Source organism: Neobacillus jeddahensis, from assembly GCF_000612625.1.
GTDB lineage: Bacteria > Bacillota > Bacilli > Bacillales > Cytobacillaceae > Neobacillus > Neobacillus jeddahensis.
In genome coordinates this window covers 137795-156628 of the sequence record NZ_CCAS010000001.1, presented here as the reverse complement: position 1 = coordinate 156628, position 18834 = coordinate 137795, and the positions used below count along the sequence as shown (strand labels likewise).

Annotated in this window: 22 protein-coding genes; 11 read left to right on the top strand and 11 right to left on the bottom strand. The window is 37.4% G+C overall.

Features of this window, described 5'->3' with window-relative positions; genetic code table 11:
- Positions 1-108: 108 nt before the first annotated feature.
- The 3 genes from map to TY15_RS00675 all read right to left on the bottom strand — a co-directional run bounded on the left by map (position 109) and on the right by TY15_RS00675 (position 3176).
- A complete protein-coding gene (map, locus tag TY15_RS00685; protein WP_040208976.1) occupies positions 109-849 on the bottom strand; it encodes a type I methionyl aminopeptidase in 741 nt (246 codons plus the stop codon).
- Between the two features lie 206 nt (positions 850-1055).
- The gene (locus TY15_RS00680; protein WP_040208977.1) at positions 1056-2414 is read right to left on the bottom strand and encodes an arsenic transporter; all 1359 of its coding nucleotides are present in this window, start codon (positions 2412-2414) and stop codon (positions 1056-1058) included.
- Between the two features lie 303 nt (positions 2415-2717).
- Positions 2718-3176 (bottom strand): hypothetical protein, encoded by a 459-nt coding sequence (locus TY15_RS00675; RefSeq protein ID WP_052353675.1) that lies wholly within the window; start codon positions 3174-3176, stop codon positions 2718-2720.
- Between the two features lie 312 nt (positions 3177-3488).
- Between TY15_RS00675 and TY15_RS00670 the strand changes: the two genes are divergently transcribed.
- From TY15_RS00670 to TY15_RS00655, 4 genes are all read left to right on the top strand, one after another.
- A complete protein-coding gene (locus TY15_RS00670; protein ID WP_244440862.1) occupies positions 3489-4559 on the top strand; it encodes a CotH kinase family protein in 1071 nt (356 codons plus the stop codon).
- A 153-nt stretch (positions 4560-4712) separates the two neighbouring features.
- Positions 4713-5216 (top strand): hypothetical protein, encoded by a 504-nt coding sequence (locus TY15_RS00665; protein ID WP_040208981.1) that lies wholly within the window; start codon positions 4713-4715, stop codon positions 5214-5216.
- Between the two features lie 60 nt (positions 5217-5276).
- Positions 5277-6434 carry a hypothetical protein gene (locus TY15_RS00660; protein WP_040208982.1) on the top strand — a complete coding sequence of 386 codons (1158 nt, stop codon included), beginning with the start codon at positions 5277-5279 and terminating at the stop codon, positions 6432-6434.
- 192 nt (positions 6435-6626) lie between these two features.
- Positions 6627-7295: a hypothetical protein gene (locus tag TY15_RS00655; protein WP_040208983.1), complete on the top strand. Its 669-nt coding sequence runs from the start codon at positions 6627-6629 to the stop codon at positions 7293-7295.
- A gap of 104 nt (positions 7296-7399) precedes the next feature.
- Here TY15_RS00655 and TY15_RS00650 read toward each other — a convergent pair whose 3' ends face one another.
- Positions 7400-8047, bottom strand: a complete 648-nt coding sequence (locus TY15_RS00650) for a phosphatase PAP2 family protein (RefSeq protein ID WP_040208984.1) — start codon at positions 8045-8047, stop codon at positions 7400-7402.
- Between the two features lie 901 nt (positions 8048-8948).
- Between TY15_RS00650 and treP the strand changes: the two genes are divergently transcribed.
- From treP to TY15_RS00620, 6 genes are all read left to right on the top strand, one after another.
- Positions 8949-10373 (top strand): PTS system trehalose-specific EIIBC component, encoded by a 1425-nt coding sequence (gene treP, locus TY15_RS00645; protein ID WP_040208985.1) that lies wholly within the window; start codon positions 8949-8951, stop codon positions 10371-10373.
- Positions 10374-10454: 81 nt separating this feature from the next.
- Positions 10455-12122 carry an alpha,alpha-phosphotrehalase gene (gene treC, locus TY15_RS00640; protein ID WP_040208986.1) on the top strand — a complete coding sequence of 556 codons (1668 nt, stop codon included), beginning with the start codon at positions 10455-10457 and terminating at the stop codon, positions 12120-12122.
- 16 nt (positions 12123-12138) lie between these two features.
- On the top strand, positions 12139-12852 hold the full coding sequence (gene treR, locus TY15_RS00635) for a trehalose operon repressor (RefSeq protein WP_040208987.1): 714 nt from the start codon (positions 12139-12141) through the stop codon (positions 12850-12852).
- Positions 12853-13104: 252 nt separating this feature from the next.
- Positions 13105-13368, top strand: coding sequence for a hypothetical protein (locus TY15_RS00630; RefSeq protein WP_042373937.1), 264 nt, complete (start codon positions 13105-13107; stop codon positions 13366-13368).
- Between the two features lie 40 nt (positions 13369-13408).
- A complete protein-coding gene (locus tag TY15_RS00625) occupies positions 13409-13627 on the top strand; it encodes a hypothetical protein (RefSeq protein WP_040209011.1) in 219 nt (72 codons plus the stop codon).
- 29 nt (positions 13628-13656) lie between these two features.
- The gene (locus TY15_RS00620) at positions 13657-13890 is read left to right on the top strand and encodes a hypothetical protein (protein WP_040208988.1); all 234 of its coding nucleotides are present in this window, start codon (positions 13657-13659) and stop codon (positions 13888-13890) included.
- 47 nt (positions 13891-13937) lie between these two features.
- On the opposite strand, the gene TY15_RS00615 is transcribed toward TY15_RS00620, so the two are convergent.
- Entirely contained in the window at positions 13938-14180 is a 243-nt protein-coding gene (locus TY15_RS00615; RefSeq protein WP_040208989.1) for a BRCT domain-containing protein, read from the bottom strand.
- 250 nt (positions 14181-14430) lie between these two features.
- Between TY15_RS00615 and TY15_RS00610 the strand changes: the two genes are divergently transcribed.
- The gene (locus TY15_RS00610) at positions 14431-14754 is read left to right on the top strand and encodes an NAD-binding protein (protein WP_081799316.1); all 324 of its coding nucleotides are present in this window, start codon (positions 14431-14433) and stop codon (positions 14752-14754) included.
- A gap of 272 nt (positions 14755-15026) precedes the next feature.
- Here the strand turns inward: TY15_RS00610 and TY15_RS00605 are convergent, their stop codons facing one another.
- From TY15_RS00605 to TY15_RS00580, 6 genes are all read right to left on the bottom strand, one after another.
- The gene (locus tag TY15_RS00605; protein WP_042373936.1) at positions 15027-15527 is read right to left on the bottom strand and encodes a hypothetical protein; all 501 of its coding nucleotides are present in this window, start codon (positions 15525-15527) and stop codon (positions 15027-15029) included.
- A gap of 137 nt (positions 15528-15664) precedes the next feature.
- Positions 15665-15994 (bottom strand): replicative helicase loader/inhibitor, encoded by a 330-nt coding sequence (locus TY15_RS00600; protein ID WP_040209012.1) that lies wholly within the window; start codon positions 15992-15994, stop codon positions 15665-15667.
- 46 nt (positions 15995-16040) lie between these two features.
- Positions 16041-17312 (bottom strand): FtsW/RodA/SpoVE family cell cycle protein, encoded by a 1272-nt coding sequence (locus tag TY15_RS00595; protein WP_040209013.1) that lies wholly within the window; start codon positions 17310-17312, stop codon positions 16041-16043.
- A 5-nt stretch (positions 17313-17317) separates the two neighbouring features.
- The gene (locus TY15_RS00590; RefSeq protein WP_040209014.1) at positions 17318-17728 is read right to left on the bottom strand and encodes a PadR family transcriptional regulator; all 411 of its coding nucleotides are present in this window, start codon (positions 17726-17728) and stop codon (positions 17318-17320) included.
- Between the two features lie 3 nt (positions 17729-17731).
- On the bottom strand, positions 17732-18265 hold the full coding sequence (locus TY15_RS00585; RefSeq protein ID WP_040209015.1) for a sigma-70 family RNA polymerase sigma factor: 534 nt from the start codon (positions 18263-18265) through the stop codon (positions 17732-17734).
- 109 nt (positions 18266-18374) lie between these two features.
- On the bottom strand, positions 18375-18764 hold the full coding sequence (locus tag TY15_RS00580) for an SET domain-containing protein (RefSeq protein ID WP_040209016.1): 390 nt from the start codon (positions 18762-18764) through the stop codon (positions 18375-18377).
- Positions 18765-18834: the final 70 nt, after the last annotated feature.

The window sequence follows — 18834 nt, the reverse complement described above, 5'->3', positions numbered from 1 at the left end:
AGCGGGTACAATGACTGTTTACATTGGTTTCCGCTATTATCCTGTTGAATCCTTTCTGTTTGAATAATAAAAGAAAGCGTAAAAATACGCTCTCTAATGGTGAAAAATTTATTTCGTTAGAATGATCGGTCCTTCTTTCGTCACAATTAACGTATGCTCATATTGGGCCACAAAGCTTTGCTCTGTAACAAATGTCCACTCGTCATCAAGTTGAAATACTTCTTCATCCTTCGTCGAAATAAACGGTTCGAAGGCAATCACCATTCCTTCCTTTAATATCCCGTGATCAGACGTTTCATTATAGTTGTATACATAATCAGGCGCTTCATGAATTGTTCTGCCAATACCATGACCAGTCAAGTTCATAATGACAGTTAAGCCATGTTTTCTTGCTGTTTGGTGCACGACTTTACCCATTCCAGTAATTTTTGCGCCTGGTTTTGCCTTTTTCAATCCCTCTTCAAATGCTTCCTTTGCCACTTCACAGATTTTGGTTAAAATTTCATCCCCTTTACCAACGACAAAAGAAATGCCTGTATCCGCAAAATAACCATTTTTCGAACCTGATACATCAATATTTACGAGATCCCCTTCCTGAATAACTCGATCACTTGGGATACCATGAGCCACCTCTTCATTCACACTAATACACGTGTAGCCAGGAAAGTCGTATTCCCCTTTTGGTGCTGAAATCGCTCCTGCCTTGTCAAATAGTTCCCCAGCAAGGGTATCTAGTTCCTTTGTTGTGATTCCAGGAATCGTTTTTTCAACTAATGCATCTCGAATCGATGCGACGATCCTACCAATTTCCTTTAAACTATTGAAATCTTCCTCAGTCTTTGCAATCATTTTGCTTTCCCCAATCATTATATTTGGCTAAATAAACATCCATATCTTAGATTTTACCCATCCTTTTGAAAAAATCCAAGCGATGAAGAATGTTCATACTTTTAAAAATATTGCTTTATTAAAGCTTATGAATTTTCAAGTAGCTTACCGATTAACCATGAAATGAAAAGGGTTGAAGCCGGCAGAACCGTTTCAACCCTTTTATCTTAATGTACGAAGACGAGTAAAAGCCATAGGTATAAGCTGAGTAATGTGAAAATCAACGTCGGCGGAATAACTAGGATCGTTACTTTAATATATTCAAACCAGGAAAATTTAATATTATTTTTCTTTAAAATATGCATCCAAATAAGGGTGGCCAGTGTACCGATTGGTAGAATTAGGGATCCGATATCACTGCCGATGATATTCGCTAAGTAAACCGTTTGCATAATGAGTGGATCTAGTCCCATCTCCGTTAAGGCAAGAGTTGAGACCATTAATGCTGGATGATTGTTAAAAATATTTGATAAAAAGGCTGTGATCAACCCCATCGTTAAGCTGGCATGCAATAGACTATCATTCACCAGTATTTTAAAATGATCAACTAATATAGTTGTTAAACCAATATTGTGTAAGCCATAAATTACGACATACATGCTAAAGGCGAAAAGTAAGATATGCCAAGGAATCTTCCCAACGACGTCTTTTGGATTTACCTTTAAATAGATCCAGCGCCAAATCAATAAGATAAGTGAACCTGACACTGCCACGAGTGAAACAGAGATGCCAATAAAGGAGGCAACAAATAGACTGATCCTAACCAAAAATACGAAGATTAACATTTTAATCATTAATTTCTTTTGTTTGTCAAATAAGCTTTCGGTGTTTTTCTGTAATGGATGGTAAGGCCGATTTTTTTGTAGTGGAATCGAGTAGGAATGGAAAGGTATTTCTTTAGGGATATCTTTTTTGAAGACGAGGAACAGCAAAAACGAAAGGAATAGCAGTCCGAGCACGCCAGGAATAAACATCATTTCGGTTTGCAGATACAGATCCATTCCAATAATTTTCAACGCAATGAGATTAACAATATTACTTACTCCAATTGGGGCACTTGAAGCTGTTGCCACTAAAGCACCACTTAATAGATAAGGTATTTTTTGCCGATTTTTCAACTTCAGATTATTTAAGATCAAAATGAGGATGGGTGTAGTGATTAAGATACTTCCATCATTATTAAAAAATAAGGTCATGGAAAAGCAAAGTAGTAAAGTGTACCAAAATAAGCGAGTCCCTGATCCCTTTGACAATTTTAGCATCAGTGCAGCTGTCCAGCTGAAAAAGCCGAAGCTTTCTAAGACAATTGCCATAACGATCGTAGCAATAATGGTAATAGCCGCACCTGTTACTTTAGAACTTATATCTAATAAATCTCCTGTTGAAACACTTCCGCTTAAAAAGACGAGCATTGCCCCAACTGAGGCTGGTATTGCTTCATTCATATTTTTGGGACGGATAAAGATCATAAACATAGTGAAAATAAATGCAAAAATTGTGATGATCACCGTCGTTTGATGATACATAAAAATTACATGACTCCCTTCAATAAGTTTCCTTCTTATATTTTCCGTTTATTTTTCTTGCCTTGGTTTATAGTACGTCCGAATGTAGGGCTTGTTCTAAACGAATATCTCGTATGGTAGCAAATCAGCATTAATCTAGAAAATGTAAGTCGAAAATGAATAGACCATCGCCTGGCATTTTTTCCATAGGTTGATACCCACAAACAGCAAAATAGGCATATGTATGACGGGGAACGATAATATGTCAAGCTGTTAAAGTTATAAAAAATAAAACCGATACTTTTTAAGTACCGGCGTTATTTTTTATATTCTATAGTAATAATTTTTTATAACGATAGAATCCCAGAGATTACTTTTTATGACCTTTAGGACCCTTTGGACCTTTCTTCCCTTTTGATCCTTTACTACCCTTGGAACCACAACTACCTTTGGAGCCATAACTTCCCTTCGATCCACAGCTACCTTTGGAGCCATAGCTTCCTTTCGATCCACAGCTGCCTTTGGAACCATGACTTCCTTTCGATCCACCACTGCCTTTGGAGCCATGACTTCCTTTCGATCCACAGCTGCCTTTGGAACCATGGCTTCCTTTCGATCCACCACTGCCTTTGGAGCCATGACTTCTTTTCGATCCACCACTGCCTTTGGAGCCATGATTTCCTTTCGATCCACCACTGCCTTTGGAGCCATGACTTCCTTTCGATCCATCACTGCCTTTGGAACCATGGCTTCCTTTCGAACCTCCGCTGCCCTTAGACCCACAACTACCTTTTGTCCCCTTTGGACCTTTAGGACCTTTCCTCTCTAATTTAAATTCAACAGGATTATTGATTAAAAATTCCATAACCCCATTTTCCTGTGCTTGTGATAACAGTTCCTCCATACCCATGTTCATTACTTTTCTCCACCACTTTCCCAAAGTTTTATTCTCATTGTTAATTTATGGGGAGAATGTGGAATTGGATATAGACATACATTTATTTTTTTATAATTAACCAAATACCCAGATACTGCACCCCTAACAGTTAAAATGCATAGTATTCTAAAAAATAAATATTTATAGGGGTATGTAAATTGCAAAAATATGAAATTTATATCAATCCGAAGATGTTGAACCAACTAAATAAAGATATTTGGTTGGATGAACCTGTACCCGCTGTCCTTAAAATAGGCCCCGACCAATATTCAATCAGCCTTGCCTATCGAGGGAATGTCATTAGAAAGAAAAAAAAGAAATCGTATCATATTATTTTTCAAAAACCACATACCGTAAATGAGGCCCATGAAATCCACCTGAATGCCGAATATAACGATCGATCACTTAGCCGAAACAAGCTTTCTCTTGATTTCTTTGACAGAATTGGCGTCATTTCTCCCCATTCCAAACATATCCTCCTGTATATCAACGGGTTTTGTAAGGGCATTTACTTAGAGCTTGAATCTTTTGACCAATATCTTTTACAAAAAAGAAATCTACCACTGGGTCCGATAATTTATGCCACTAATTATTACGCCAATTTCTCATTATTAACACCAGAAAAGGAATTAAAAACAAGTTTGTCAGAAGGCTATACAATCAAATATGGAAAACAAGATGATCTTCCTGTGTTGGAGAATCTGATTGCGATGATAAATACCCTCAATGATAAGGAATTTGAAAAGAAAATACCGAATCTATTAAATGTTGACCAATATTTAACATGGCTGACAGGCGTTGTTTGTACCCAAAATTTTGATGGTTTTATCCATAATTATGCCCTTTATCTGAATGGTGAGACGGGTGCATACGAAATCACACCATGGGATTATGATGGGACTTGGGGCAGAGACCTCTATGGAAGACAACTCAACTATGACTATATACCCATCACTGGCTATAATACCTTAACGGCAAGATTGCTTCATTTTTCTCATTTTAGGAAGAAATATCGTGAAATTCTTTCCACCACATTAGAAAACGATTTTACTGTTGAAGTGCAATCATCGATCATTGAAGACCTCTTTCAAAGCTTAAAATGTTATTCCCACCTAGATCCATTTATCAATAAAAAGGTGGAATCCTTCGATCGTGAACATGCATACATGATCGATTTTATTCAAAAAAGGAACGACTATCTAAAACAACAATTAAGTAGGCTCCAGTGAAGAAACACGTATATGGTTAAATATCATATACTTTTTTTTGCCTATTTTTCAGTGATTCTATGAAAAAAGGCTACTTTATTAGTACAACATCATCCCGTGATACATATAGATGCAGTGTAAATGTTTATTTAAACAAAGGAGGAAAAAACTTTTATGGATAGAGAATTAATGAATCTGCATGTGGGCAAAACGATTAGGGTTGATCGAGGCGGCCCAGAATCTAGAATCGGAAAATTACTGGCAGTATTCGAAGACTATTTTGTCCTTTTAACCGAAAGCGACGGCGTGGTTTACTACAAAACAAACCATATCAGAAGCATTACAGAGAGCTCTAAGGATAGTTTGAAATTCGGTTTAAAAGTTCCTGAAAAATTAGACTACAAGACAGCCGAGAACTTCCACAAACTGTTAGAAAGTATTAGATTTCAGTGGGTGAAAATCAACCGTGGTGGTGCAGAGTCATTAGAGGGTGTCCTAAGTGATGCGAACAAACACTATGCATCCCTTATCGTTAAGGATGAAGTGGTTCGTTTTTCAATGAAACATATCCGTAATATTAGTTACGGTTTAATGGTTGAAAAACCACATAAAGGTGATTCTGAAAACAAACAAAGTGATGACGAGGGCAAAGACAAAAAAAACGATGACAACGAGTAACCATTACGTCGCTTCTCCATACAGAGGAGCGACCCATTATATCTTAAGGAGGATTCATTCATGGGATTAGATAAATTTTCAGCTGCATTGGATTTATTAACGGGTTTTAACGTAAATCTATATGTAGGTGAAGACATATTTAAAGGGAAATTACTTGGGGTAGAAACAGACCATGTCGTGTTAGAGACGGACAATAAGTACATCTTTTATTATAACATTGATAAAATTCAGGCTATCACAAAAAATACGAAACAGTTCCAACCAGAGAAAACGACCGTTAACTTTCAAAAAACGCAGAGCTTAACAGAACTTTTAAAATCGTTTCAGCATTCCTGGGTAACAATCTTGAGTATCAACAAACAAAAATTCACCGGTGTATTAAGCGAGATTGATGCTGATTTTGCGACGTTAATTAACGGTGAAGAACGAATATTAATTAAGTTAACTCATGTATCTAACATTTTAAAAGGATTTATAAAGGAAGAGGAAAAAAAGGAAAACGAACAAGAGAAAAAGCAGGAAAGCAAAAATGAGTCTAAAAATCACGAAAAAGAAGAAGAGTCAGATGTTTGTGAAACGAAGGAATACACGGCAGAAGTAATGACGGAAGCCAATTCAAAGCAAACAGCGAAAGCTGAGAAAACTTCAGCGCATCATATCAAATCTGAAAAACAAGAGGTTTGTGAGGTAGAAGAAGTCATTGAACCAAATAAAACCATGGGATGGTCACAACCAATCAAGACGGAACCCGAAATAAGCGACGCCAAGACTGATCACACTGATAAAGGAAAGAAACCTGAATTCTTTGGTGAAAGCCATCAAAAAATCAAACACGAGATTAAAAAACCTACGAATGAAATGAAGCATAAAGAGAACAAGAATGATGAAGCTGCTTTGAGAAAACTGAAAGGTACCAAGTCTGTTAAGCAACCAACGAATCCCCCTGCCTTTTTACCAGCGAAAATGAAAGATGGAAAATCTTCAAAATCCCATGAGGCTGAACATGCTTCCACGCCTGTTACCTCACATATGTCATCTCATAAAGCTGAAAATGTCAAAAAAGACAACTATACAAACGATACTAAAAATGTGTGGAAACAAAAGGACCAGGAAACAAGAGCTTTCCGTTTTACTGGTGAACCCGTTTCCCATGATTCTGAGCGCAGTTTCCCGTTTGCTGGTTGGCCAACCAAAAGCAAGCGAACATTTAGATTTTAGCCAAAAACTACTTCAAAGAAACAATGATGTTCATGGTGGATTCCTTCTATTGAAGGATCTTGGCAGTTTTTCCAAGTCCGATTACAAATATGAGCTGGGCAGGTCTCATCAATTTTATATCCTAAAAGAAAGCAGTCTCATTTAGCCCTCCTCTATTTGTAAATGGAACAATTCAAGAAAGGATGTGAGTAAATGAAATTAAAGCAGAACATCGGTAAATATATTAAAATGGAGATATCAGGAAAGAAGTTTATTAGCGGATTGTTAGTCGATATTGGCAGTGATATTTGGGTTGTCTTTAACGGTACTGATTATCTTTATATACCAACCGTTCATATTCAACACTGGCAATTTTTAAAAAAGGATGAGATTTCAGAGATTAGTTTTAATGATGAAGCAACACCAATTTATAATCATAGCGAAGAAACTTCATTAAGAAAAACGCTTACGTCTGCTAAAGGGATTTTTACAGAAATCTACGTAACAAGTAAACAAGCATTACATGGTTATATAATCAGTATTATGAATAATTATTTTGTGTTTTATTCTCCCATTTACAAAACCATGTTTATCTCCCTTAACCATTTAAAATGGTTAATACCATACACAAATAATCAACGTCCGTATGGTCTCAGTAACTCCAGTTTACCTGTGAATCCAAGCAATATTACCTTTGCCCGTTCATTTGAAGTACAAATTGAAAAATTAGTTGGCGAATTGATTATTTTCAATGTCGGTGAAGATGAAAATGTCATTGGTAAGGTCCAAGGTATTAGGAACAATTTTGTTGAACTATCAGGTGCTAAGGAAGAACCCACTTTTATCAATCTGCAGCATATCAAAACCATCCATATGACATAAATGCATAACCGTTTTTTTATAGGTTATTTTTAAACAAGCTTTAAAAAAACCAAAAAGGAGTGTCTCACCGACACTCCTTTTAATAAATCTATAACACTCGTTAACTATTTGCTTTTTACATACACAGTTTCCGTTTTTTTCTCCACACGAAACGACAACAGTTCAAATAAGATTCCATATAGAAACGTAACCAAGAACATGGAACCAATCATATCAAAGATCACATGTTGCTTCACAAAAAGAGTCGAGATAATAATGAATGATCCAATAATATGAATACAAAGGTTCATTAGAATATGTTTGTTTTTTATATGGATCGAGGCGAGCATCACGGTAAAGGTTGTCAAAACATGGATACTTGGAAAACAATTAAACGGTTGATCATTTGCATAAATTAACTCCACTAGGTTTATGATAACATTATCACCAACCAATGTAGGTCTTGGAACGGTCGTTTGAAAAAAGAAATAAATGGCAAAACAAATTAGTTCACCTATCACAATCATCAATATTGTTTTAATGTAAACTTTTGTGTCCTTGAAGCAAAAGTAAATTAAAAAACAGAAAATATAAGCGTACCAAAGAATATACGGTATGATAAATATTGGCAAAAACGGAATGGAGTGATCGATGGAAGTGGAGATGTCAATCGCTTTATGTGACCGGCCATTCAATAACGTATAGATAACGGCTAAAAGCGGAAACACCAGCAAAAATAGTAGATAGGGAGATTTTTTTATTAATTTTCTCATGCCTATTCCTCCCTGCAAGAATTTATAGAACCAATTTCCTAAGTTACTAGTCTAGAAACAAACTGGCCATCATCAATTATACCATTTCTATGTTGAAAATGCACAATTGAGTGTCAGGCACCATGGGTAATTTTTCTTATTTTTATATTTTTCTTATTTTACGCGTGTTCTTCTTTATAATTTTCATTTTATTCATTGGTTATAGGTATGTTAATTTTCTAACTGGATTTGGGCTTGTCATGCCTAGATAACCTTTTATTAATGTTTGCAGGATTACATTCATTGATTGTATTACGGATTGGTTGGAAAGTCATCTTCAAAATGTTTCCTTTCCATGGATGGTCAACGAATGACATCTTTACTATTAATATACGATTGATGTCGTTTTCAACAGGCTGAATAGATTAATGGATTCTTTAAGTTTTGATAAACGGATTTAGCTATAATGCTCGCCTTACCTAACAAAAAAAGAACCTTTGAAAAAAATTCAAAGGTTAAAATCAAGAACTTAGAGGTCTAGGCTAAGCTCTCATAATTAGGAGGTCTAAACTCAGAAGAATTTAAACAAGTTAATAATACCATTTTCGAAATATTCATTCAACGATTTATTGCTGTAAAGTATAAAAGTCGTTCAAAAGACACAGTTCTATTCAGGAACAGTCGATCATATAATACCCTGCCTAACTTACTAGAATCAATCCAACCCAAATCATTTAGGAAAAATATCATTTATAATAACTTGTTGACATACATGTATATACAAGTTAAAATGAAAACGTAATCAAAACTTGTATATACAAGCATGATTAAAAAGATGAAAACGTACCCATTGCCTGTATATGAAGGAATAAAAAAATAGATAAAAGAATGGGTCCATCCCATTCCATTAGGGGGAAAGAAGATGAGCAAGTACACTGAGCCTTCAAAACAGTTACTAGAGCACATTGGTGGAAAAGAAAACATTGCAGCGGTTACCCACTGTGTAACAAGAATGAGATTTGTCTTAAAAGATCCGAGCAAGGCCGATGTAAAAGAAATCGAGGCCATTAAACTTGTAAAAGGTACATTCACACAAGCTGGGCAATTCCAAGTTATCATTGGAAATGAAGTTTCAAGCTTCTATAATGACTTTGTGAAAATTGCCGGAGTAGATGGTACTTCTAAGGAAGAAGCCAAAATTGCTGCTAAACAAAATCAAAACTGGTTACAGCGATTAATGGGGCATCTAGCAGAAATTTTCACCCCATTAATTCCTGCCCTTGTAGTCGGTGGTCTTATCCTTGGTTTCCGAAATGTAATCGGTGACATTAAACTATTAGATGACGGAACCAAAACGATTGTTGAGGTGTCTCAGTTCTGGGCGGGTGTCCACGCTTTCTTATGGCTGATTGGTGAAGCGATTTTCCACTTCTTGCCTGTTGGAATCACCTGGTCCGTAGCGAAGAAAATGGGCGCGTCGCAAATTCTTGGGATCGTTCTTGGTATTACCTTAGTATCGCCGCAATTATTAAATGCTTATGCTGTTGCAGGTGCAAAAGATATTCCCGTTTGGGATTTCGGCTTTGCAAAAATTGAAATGATTGGCTATCAAGCACAAGTTATTCCTGCCATCCTAGCTGGATTAGTATTAGGTTTCTTAGAAACGCGATTACGAAAAATCGTTCCAAATTCCATTTCAATGATTGTGGTACCATTTTTAGCATTGGTGCCAACCGTCTTAATTGCCCACACGATTTTAGGTCCAATCGGCTGGTCGATTGGTTCAGGAATTTCTCATGTTGTATACTCTAGCTTAACTTCTGCATTTGGTTGGTTATTTGCTGCTATCTTTGGTTTTGCATATGCCCCACTTGTAATTACTGGCTTACACCATATGACAAATGCAATTGATCTACAATTAATGAGCGAGCTGGGTGGAACAAACCTTTGGCCAATGATCGCTCTTTCCAATATTGCTCAAGGCTCAGCCGTTCTTGCCATGATCTTTATTAACCGTAAAGATGAAGAAGAAAAGCAAGTTTCGATCCCAGCGGCTATTTCATGTTACTTAGGTGTAACAGAACCAGCGATGTTCGGTATTAACTTAAAATACGGCTTCCCATTCTTGGCAGCAATGATCGGTTCGATGATTGCCGGGGTCGTATCAGTCGCATCTGGCGTAATGGCTAACTCGATTGGAGTTGGCGGTCTTCCTGGTATCCTATCCATTCAGCCGAAATATATGGTTATCTTTGGAGTCTGCATGGTGATTGCCATCGTCATTCCATTTGTATTAACGAACATCTTTGCAAAAACAGGGATTAAAAAATTAAATTTTAAAAAGTAATGTACACTCCATAATTGGAGGGAGACTCTCTCCCTCCTTTTCCACATTAGAGTTATCAAAATTTACAGGCAGGTGTTTAATATGTCAACAGCATGGTGGAAAAAAGCAGTCGTTTATCAAATTTATCCAAAAAGCTTTCATGACACAACCGGAAATGGGACAGGAGATCTTCAAGGAATCATTGGAAAACTAGATTATTTAAAAGAGCTTGGTGTTGATGTTCTCTGGCTAACCCCTATTTATCAATCACCACAACGGGACAATGGCTACGATATCAGTGATTACTACACTATCCATGATGAATACGGAACGATGGAGGATTTTGATTTGCTGCTAGCAGAAGCACATAAACGCGGTTTAAAAATAATAATGGATATCGTGATCAACCATACATCAACAGAACATGAATGGTTTAAACAAGCTAAGTCCTCTAAGGATAACCCTTATCGGGATTTTTATATCTGGAAAGATGGTAAAAACGGCGAGCCGCCTACCAACTGGGAATCAAAATTTGGCGGATCTGCTTGGGCGTATGATGAGCCAACCGATCAATACTATCTTCATTTGTTCGATGTAACACAAGCAGATTTAAACTGGGAAAATGAAAAAGTACGCATGACACTTTATGAGATGATGCACTTTTGGTTAAAGAAAGGTGTAGATGGGTTTAGATTGGATGTCATCAACTTAATCTCGAAAGATCAACAGTTCCCTCAGGATGATAGTGATGGGCGCAAATTTTATACAGACGGACCAAGAATCCATGAATTTTTACAAGAAATGAATGGACAAGTAATTTCGCACTACGATATTATGACCGTTGGTGAAATGTCATCCACCTCGATTGAGCATTGTATTCTTTACACCAATCCTGAACAAAACGAATTAAATATGACCTTTAATTTCCATCACCTGAAAGTCGATTATCTAAATGGAGAAAAATGGACGAAGGCGGAGTTTGATTTTCAAGCATTGAAAGAAATTTTGGCTACCTGGCAAGTAGCAATGAATAAAGGCGGCGGTTGGAACGCTCTCTTCTGGTGTAATCATGATCAGCCTCGGGTCGTATCTCGATTCGGTGATGACGGGAAATACCATAAAGAATCGGCGAAAATGTTAGCAACTGTGCTCCATATGCTGCAAGGAACTCCTTATATTTATCAAGGTGAAGAATTCGGGATGACCAATCCAAATTTTGATGCGATCGACGACTATCGTGATGTTGAGTCTTTAAATATGTTTACTATTTTGAAAAATAATGGGATGGACGAACAAGAGATTATCGAAATCCTCAAGCAAAAATCACGAGATAATTCCCGGACCCCTGTTCAGTGGAATGCAAGTGAACATGCAGGTTTCACAACCGGTACACCTTGGATCAAAACAGCTGCGAATTTTCAAGAAATTAATGCAGAAAAAGCAAGACAAGAATCCGATTCGATTTTCTATCACTACCAAAAACTCATTCAATTACGAAAAGAAATGAATATCATCACGGATGGAGACTTCCAGTTAATTTTAGATCAAGATGAAGAAGTTTTTGCGTTTATACGAACAAATGATTCAGAAAAATTACTCGTCATGAGCAATTTTTATAGCAAAGAAAAGAGATTTTCCCTTCCGGCTCATTTAAATCTTGATGAGTGTAAGAGTAAGATGGTACTCTCTAACTATGAGGATTCCTCAGCACAACTTAGAATGCAGATTCTTTTACGACCATATGAGTCGATTGTGTACCACCTGAAATAATGATCGGAGATATCTTATGACGAACAAGTACCTAACCATTTATAACAGTATAGTCGAGAAAATAAAAAGCGGCGAACTTCCTCCGCAAACGCTGCTCCCCTCTGAAAATGAATTAAAGGATCAATTTGATACATCAAGGGAAACGATAAGAAAAGCGTTAAATCTACTCTCACAAAATGGCTATATACAAAAAGTTAGAGGAAAAGGTTCGATTGTCATCGATATCAGCAAATTTGATTTTCCTGTCTCTGGATTAGTTAGTTTTAAGGAACTGGCAAGTAAAATGGGCAGTAAGCCAAAAACCATTGTCAATGAACTTTCCTTAGTTAAGCCCGATGGCTATATCCGGCAGCAGCTCCACCTTGGCAGTAAGGACCTTGTCTGGAAGATCGCCCGAACAAGGGAAATGACTGGAGAAAGAATCATCTTAGATAAGGATTATTTATGGAGTAAGTATGTCCCTTCTCTAACGGAAGAAATTTGTGCGGATTCGATTTATCAATACCTTGAAAATGATTTGAATTTGTCGATTAGTTTTGCGAAAAAGGAAATTGTCGTAGTTGAACCTACATTAGAAGACAAGACCTTATTAGATCTTGAGGGTTTTCATAATATCGTTGTGATTAAAAACCTTGTCTATTTGGAGGACGCCACCCTTTTCCAATATACAGAGTCAAGACATCGCCCTGATAAATTTCGTTTTGTTGATTTTGCAAGAAGGTCGCAGTAAGGTAGTTTCCTGTAGCTCCCTTTAAAATATTTTTTCAAAATGGACATGTTCACTACATGCACGTACAAGCTAGAACATATGCTGTACTAACCCATAAAAGTTTTCCTTCTTTCGAAAGTGGCTTCCACCACTTTCTTTTTTTTTGTAGAAAAGATGATGATGCCATACTAATATGGTCTTATCGGCGGAGCTGAGGAATATAGTAATAAGAAATTGAATTTTGCTTCTTTGAGCATTGGAAAGGAGAAACTTATGTATTTTATCCCCACAAGAGTCAACCTTGGCTCATTGAAAATAAACAGTGCAGACCACCAGGACACAGTTTCCATAGGTCCAGCCATCCTAATAGGAAACCATGTCAATGGGAAAAAAAATCAAGGATTCGGTCAACAATTAGCGGATTTCTCCAAAATCGTGGTCCCGATCCAGTTTGTGCTAGATAACGAAATTATCGATATGCCGACGATGAAGAGAAATGGGGGTGTAAGTTTCCTCTCATCCATGACATTAGCTTAAACTGTAAGTATAAGGAGTGATATAGGTGAATATCGCACCAATGGCCATTAATTTTATCGGTTTTAAAGTAAACACCCTTGACAATTCCTCCTTCGTCAACCTTGGACCTAATCAATTTATTGACCAGTTGGTCTCCTATAAGAGGAATCAGGGGGTTGGAGAACAAAATGGGGATTTATCACCTGTGAATATCCCGATTTCTTGGGTAGTTGACCCTGACATTTCAGATAGTAATACCGCAAAAAATAGTATTATATAGGAATCATTCTCGAACAAGGGGGAATACTGGTGATCTTTGCACCAATGTCTGTGAATCTTGGGGATCTTAAAATTAATGTGTTGGACCATGGTTCTATTCTGAGTATGGGACCCTTGCAATTTACTGACAAGTTTATCTCCTATAAAAGGAACCAGGGATTTGGGGAACAAAATGGGGATGATTCTACCCTGCTCATTCCGATTACCTATATTATGGATTGTGACGTAAGTGATAGCTGGACGATGAAAAATAGTATTCTTTAAGAAAATAACCCTCACTTCCCGAGAAGGAAATGAGGGTTATTTAGTCATTAATTTATCAATGGGTTCGAATGCTTCCCTTTTGTATCCCACCACTCTCGAACCTCAAATATCCCAAATACATCTTTTTTAGCTTTTTCGAATACATCTACCGTTTCATTTGTGGAGTAAGAAAAAATAAAATGCGTAGGCGTTTCATTCAGTACACGGAAAGAACTAATTTCTCCATCTTGCATTTCGACCATATATACTTTCCCAATGACTACTTCGTTCGTGCTTACTAAATTTTTCATCAGTAGCTTCCCCTCCAAAATTTCGGTTTCATCTGCAGTCGCTATTTTCTCCTCCCCTTATATTTATTTTATCAAGTCATCGTGCATGCTTAAACAAAAATGATTCTGATGCTTCCTTGTGCTGTTAATTTTTATTAATTGGGTAGGCAAAAAATATTCGATCTCTGGAAAGGCAGGATTAATCATTCGTGGGAATGGCATTGAAAAGATGGCTCTATAATACGGGCAAAAATCATATTGTGTTGATTGGCTGGAGTGTAAAATCGAAATTAGCGATCAAGAAATAGTAAAATCTGATAAAAAGATTGATATTGTTATCATCGATCAGTTAGAAAAAGCTCCGGTGATGGATGAACGGCTGTTTTATGTTCGCGGGGATGCCACAAATGAAGAAACACTCCTTAATGCCAATTTGCCAAAAGCAAATTGGGTAATTATTTTTGCCGATCAAATAACAGAGAATAATTTCGCCACAAGGGATCCACTCCTCGTCGATGGAAAAACCCTATTAATCGCAACTGCCATCACTAGCGTTGAAGCAAGGTTTGATAAAAAAATTCATGTTACTGTTTGAGATAAAGAAACATTTGCACGTCTAAAAACGATGAGTGAAAAATAAGCCAGGAATGCTGGTCGAATTTTAGGTAGTGTAAAGAGAAATAAAAAAACCTTGAATATGTTCAAGGTTTTTTTAGCCGATAGGAAAGTATAATTCCGCCTCTGTCTTCGCCCTTAGGGGCTCTCCAATCGGCGAGTTTTCTTTATTCTATCGGATTGGCATACCGATTATGCTCAAATTTATATATTTATTAAATTAGTTTAATTTTCGCTAAGGGCAAGTATTAATTAAAGATTGGTTGGGAATCCGCCCATTCCTCCCATGCCACCTTGACTAGGGAATCCGCCCATTCCTCCCATGCCACCTTGACCAGGGAATCCGCCCATTCCTCCCATGCCACCTTGACCAGGGAATCCGCCCATTCCTCCCATGCCACCTTGACCAGGGAATCCGCCCATTCCACCATGTCCAGTGTGACCAGGGAATCCGCCCATTCCACCATGTCCAGTGTGACCAGGGAATCCGCCCCATCCGCCATGACCACCGTGACCAGGGAATCCGCCCCATCCACCATGTCCGCCATGACCAGGGAATCCGCCCCATCCGTCATGCCAACCATGACCAGGGAATCCGCCCCATCCACCATGTCCGCCATGACCAGGGAATCCGCCCCATCCGCCAAATTCACCCATTCCTGGGTAGCCACCCATTCCTGCACCATCAAATCCAGCCATCCCTGGGAAACCGCCTGTACCCATTCCAACATTAAATTGTCTCATATCATTCATTTGAGCATCTCTCCTTTTATAGGTTACAGTCTAGACTATGTTGGAATGGATAAAAGGCATAGGCAGATGTCCTTGTTTTTTCAAACTATTGAGGTTTTTAAGGTACCTACACTTAAGCAATCTCGTCACAGGACGGCTTACTTTAAGGAATACTCTGCCATCCAAATTTGCTGTGTGTTAGTCCTTAAAGGTATATTGTTCTGTACGATTTTTGTTCTTTTTTCGTGGATTGACGGGATTCGTCTCGTAGATAATTCGATTGTTTCAATCTTTTGTTCAACAAGATCTGCCATTATTGGTGGATAAGGACTTTTTTTCATATAGGTTAATAGCGCGTTCAATACTTTTCCATAATTCATTTGGTTGGATAATTCTAACCAATGTTGCACTGTATCATTTTTAAGCATAAAGGAAGTGTACACTGATTCTATTAGTACTAATATTTTAAGCACTTCTTGCTTTGTCATCGTTCGCATCCTTTACGTTTTATCCATTGAAACTGTTTGATTCCATTTACAAATTGTGGCCCGGGATCAAGTCCTTGCGCCGATAAACACTTAATACGATTCCAATTAAAAAGGCATTAAATAAAGTTGGCATTAACCCATAGCTGATGAAGGGTAAAGACATCGTAATCATCGGTACTATTCCGAGGACCATAGCAATATTGGTTACCAGTTGGATGCCATAGAGAGCTACTGCACCAATTAATAGGAGCTTTCCAAACGAGTCTTTGATTTTCACGGAGATGGCAACGATTCGAGCCACAAATAAGGTGAGGATCAAAACAAGAATAACAGCAAAGATCCATCCATAATAATACGTAAAACTGACAAAAACAAAATTAGTATGCGCTTCAGGAATGAAGTCGTTTTTACTTGCACCAAACCATCCTGCTTTGGACAATAACTCTTTAATCCGTAAAATCATGTAACCGGCACCATCTGAATATTTTTCTGGTTTCAAAAAGGCAAACAATCTCGCGGTCTGATATTCCTTAAGGAAAAACCATGAAGTCAAGATAAATACCAAGAAGCAACTCACCGCACCTGTCCAAATGGTTAGAATCGTTTTTTTGCGGAATTTACTTCCCCACAGCATGACTAATACCATTCCAGTATATAGATACGTGGTTGAAATACTAGGAAGAGATAACAGTAAACCAAATGGTATCAAAAACAAAAGGACAAATTGCCATACTCTCATCCGCTCGTTATCAAAAAATACTGACCAGGCAAGAAAAAGGAATGGTACCGCCATAAGGCTTTCAATTGTAATAAGTGGTGGGATTCTAAACAAAGGCAGTCCATTAATCATCGTATTGGAAAAATATTTCAGTAACAGCAGTATAAATAACCCGATCGAATAAAACAACCATCCCTGCTTAAACCATTTCCGATAGTCGATTAACATCAAGCCACCAGCAGCAACAGTTGCTATCAAGACAAACATGATCTTGTTAAAAATAAAATGGCCTACATTCATATAGCCAAGCGAATACATGGGCAAAAATCCAAGGATTAATGTCATAAGTAAAAGTCCTACAAGCAGCCAATCCACCTTTGGTCGGTGCAGCTTGTTCAATTGTCTGCCAAGTATAATGGCGCTTCCCATTTGGTCGACCGCCTGTTCCTCTGCTTCCTCTGCTGTTAATCCCTTCTCCATCCACATTTTCTTTGTTTCAGTTAAATGATAACTTAATTCATCCGTGACAAATTTCTTTGCTTCATTTGAATGAATTTGATTGGAAACTTCGTTTAAGAAACCCTGCTTTTTTGTTTCCACCTCTCTCACCCCTCTAATAATTCCTTGAATGCCAAGCGAGTATTTGTCTGTTTCTTTTCAAGCTTTTTCAATACTTTGCCCCCCTTATCAGTTAACTGATAATATTTAGCAACAGAGGTGACGTCCCAGCTTGAGCGAATATACATTGACTGCTCTAGACGGTGTAATAGTGTGTATAAGCCTCCTTGGCTGTCTTCGAACTTCCGAATGTCCCGGGCACGCAAAAGCTGCGCCAATTCGAAACCCGTTTTTTGTGTGACCAGAAGCTGCATGAGGGCCAGTAAAATATTCTCTTCTCTTTCATTTTGTTGATTGATTTTATTACGAATTTCTTTCCGATTTTTTTCTGTAAAATTCAACTGCGAAAAAGTTGTTCGATCCATTGATTTCTTAATATTTTTTAAACGATCCTCCATGTCCTATACCTCCAATCGCTTTTTTAGAAGTTCTTTTGCTCGTTTCAGTCTAGTTTTCACCGTATTTTCACCTGTATCTGTAAGATGAGCTATTTCCTTAATGGGCAAATCCTCGTAATAAAATAGGTAAATAACCTCACGATACTTAATCGGCAGCATCATGATTGCGGCAATCAATTCATCTCCCTCTTCCTTTTGGATGACTGCCTGTTCGATCATTTCCTTTTTCGTTTTACTCTTCACGGGTTCTTGATCAGTGATCATTACGTTTTTGTAATACCAACTTTTCAAGTAGTCTTTACAATGATTAATAGCGATGCGCCACAACCACGTTCGTAACTTCGATTTTCCGCTGTATGTAGGTAGAGCTTTATAGCATTTGATAAAAATTTCTTGGGTCAGATCTTCAGCAAGCCCTTTATTTTTCACATAGGAATATACAAGCTGTAAAATCTCTTGGCCATATCTAATCATAATTTCATCAATTGCGTTATCCATATCTTCTGTTTCTAACACTTCAACAATGAATTCTTCCACCTCTGTCCCCCCTTTCTATACCTTAGACGAGATATCCTGCTAAAAAGTTTTTACAAATAAAAAAAGGATAAATTAAGCAGAATCACTGCTCAATCTATCCCTTTTTTATTTAATCATTTTTTTCGTCCTTGTTAAACCAAAGCGGTTCATTGTCATCTACATCACCATTATAGTTAATGAGGATTTCTTCGCCTGCTTTTATATCCCGGTAGGCGTAGAAATCGAACGTATGGTTGGGGAAATTAATTTCGTAAATAGCGTTGGGCTGATAGGAATGATTAAATAACATCCCATATCCCAATAGGAGGGCTGTGTGATTGATTCCATACTCAAATGCATAATCGGCCAACAACGTTTTTTCTATATGAACATGTTCCTCATTTGGATAAGGAATAACCGGGGCTTCATGAATAAGCTCACCCTTCGCAATATCACATGTTGCAAATACCCCTCTATTTAATTCCCCATCGCTTAGCTTTGATGTTTTTACCTCAATCATGTTAATCACCTATAAATATCTTTCCAAAGAAGTTTTTAATCATAATTAAGCTTGCCATGATATGAGGAAG